The organism is Arthrobacter sp. GCM10027362, assembly GCF_042679445.1.
GTDB lineage: Bacteria > Actinomycetota > Actinomycetes > Actinomycetales > Micrococcaceae > Crystallibacter.
In genome coordinates this window covers 1-2,284 of sequence record NZ_JBHTML010000327.1, presented here as the reverse complement: position 1 = coordinate 2,284, position 2,284 = coordinate 1, and the positions used below count along the sequence as shown (strand labels likewise).

Here is a 2,284-nt window from a genome sequence, read left to right as displayed (position 1 = left end):
GCGGCGGCAGGGGCCCCGGCCGCAGCGGCGGGTGGCCGGCCAGGGCCGGCGGGCGGTCCGTGGGCAGTTCCTCGAGCATCTCCCGGAGGATCCCGACGCCGTGCTCGAGCTGCGGATCCTGTCCCGCGGCGTAGGCGTGCGGCGGGTAGGGCACCTCGATATCCGGATCCACGCCGTAGTTCTCCACGTTCCAGCCGATCCCCTGGGTGAACCAGAAGGCATAGCGCGGCTGCGTCACCGCCGTGCCGTCGGCGAGCTTGAACTTATTGTCGATCCCGACCACGCCGCCCCAGGTGCGCGTGCCGACCACCGGGCCGATCCCGCGCAGCTTGCACACCTGGGTGATGATGTCCCCGTCGGATCCGGCGTATTCGTCCGTCAGCACGACGACGGGCCCGCGCGGCGCGTGTGCCGGGTAGGTGCCGGGCTGCTCGCCGCGGGCCAGGTTCCAGGCCGTGACCTTCCGCCCGATCAACTCGGCGACCAGCTGCGAAGTGTGGCCGCCGCGGTTGCGCCGGACATCGACAATCAGCGCGTCCTTGGTGGTTTCCACGTCCAGGTCGCGGTGCAGCTGCGACCAGCCGCGGGCCACCATGTCGGGGATGTGCAGGTACCCGAAGCGGCCCTCCGAGGCAGCCCGCACGGCACGCCGGTTCGCCGCCACCCAGTTCTGGTAGCGCAGCCGTTCCTCGTCGGCGACCGGCACCACGGCAATCCGCCGCTGCAGGCCCTCATCCGCGCCCGGACCGTTGACGATGGTCAGCTCCACCGTCCGGCCGGCGGCGCCGACCTCCTGCGGGCGCGGTCCGGCCACCGGGGCCACCGGCAGCCCGTCCACCGCGGCAATGATGTCCCCACTGCGCACTGCGGCCCCCGGGGCGGCCAGCGGGGAGCGGGCAAGCGGGTCCGAGGACTCGCCCGGCAGGATGTACTGCACCGCCCAGCCCTCCGCCGTGCGCCGCAGGTCCGCCCCCAGCAGGCCCTGCCTGCCGGCTCCCGGTTCCACATCCGCGGACGGCACCACATAGGCGTGCGACGTGCCGAGCTCGCCGTGCACCTCCCAGAGCAGGTCCACCAGGTCGTCGTGCGAACCCAACCGCTGCACCAGCGGCCGGTAGCGCCGCCGGACGCCTTCCCAGTCCAGCCCGGCCATGTCCGGATCCCAGTAGAAGTCCCGCTGCAGCCGCCACGTCTCGTCGAAGGCCTGCTGCCAGACCCTGAGCGGGTCCAGCATCACCCGGATCCGGCCCAGGTCCACCGCCACGCTGTCCGGGGATTCGTCCTCGACCTTGCCGCCGGCGGGCACGGCCCGGACCTGCTGCTTGTGGATGTAGACGACGCGTTTGCGGTCCCCGGACACCTCGTACGAATTCAGCGCCGGCACCAGCGTGGACACCTCACGGCGGGCCAGGTCGAAGCGCTCGAGCCGGTACGGCTGGGCCGGATCCTCCAGGCTGGCCCGGCCTTCGCCGGTCACGCCGGCGGCGTCCGTGGCCAGCCAGAGCAGGGCCCCGTCCACGGCGCTGAGCCGGCTGTAGCGTCCCTGCGGGACCGGCAGCGCGATGATCCGCTCGGCGATGCGCTCGGGGTCGACGACAACCTCGGCAGCCGAACTGCCGGTCCCCGCGCTGCCCGTCCCCGCGGCGTCGTCCGCATCTCCTGCCGGTGCGGTGCCGTGCACCGCCGGGCCGAACGGCGAAGGCGTGCCGGCGGCCAGCGCCACCAGGAACGGCTTCGTGGACTGCGGGAAGCTCAGGTCGAACCGGTGGGTGTCGTAGACCGGGTCGAAACTGCGGTCGGAGAGAAAGGCGGCAAACCTGCCGTCGGGAGTGAAGGCCGGCCCGTGGTCGCGGAAGCGTCCATCGGTCAGGTCCAGCACTTCGCCTTCCCCCGTGGCCCGGGCCAGGCGCAGCCGGGTACGGGCGGCTTCGGCGGCGACCGGCTCGACCCACAGCACCCAGCGCGAGTCCGGTGACACTGCCAGCTCCCCGACGGCGCCGTGGTCCGTGGCCGCGATCCCGGTCAGCCGGCCCGTACCCGCGTCCACCACCAGCACCTGGCCGAATTCGGTTGCGACGGCGGCGAAGGTACCGTCCGGGCTGGGGCAGATGGCACTGACCCGGGTGGGCGCGGCGAAGTCGACGCGGCGCAGCGGCACGCTGCCGGACAGTTCCGTTTCACGGGCCCCGGCGCCGTCAATGCCGCCGGCGGTGTGCGGTTCCAGGGCCCCTGCTTCGGGCACGGCACGCGGCGGGAGTCCGTCCGCGACCACCACGGCGGTGGC

Annotated in this window: 1 protein-coding gene; it reads right to left on the bottom strand. The window is 73.3% G+C overall.

Annotated elements, in window-relative coordinates; translation table 11 throughout:
- Positions 1-2,284, bottom strand: a 2,284-nt coding sequence (locus ACFQ36_RS22260) for a S41 family peptidase (protein WP_377017676.1), incomplete at both ends; no start/stop codon positions are given.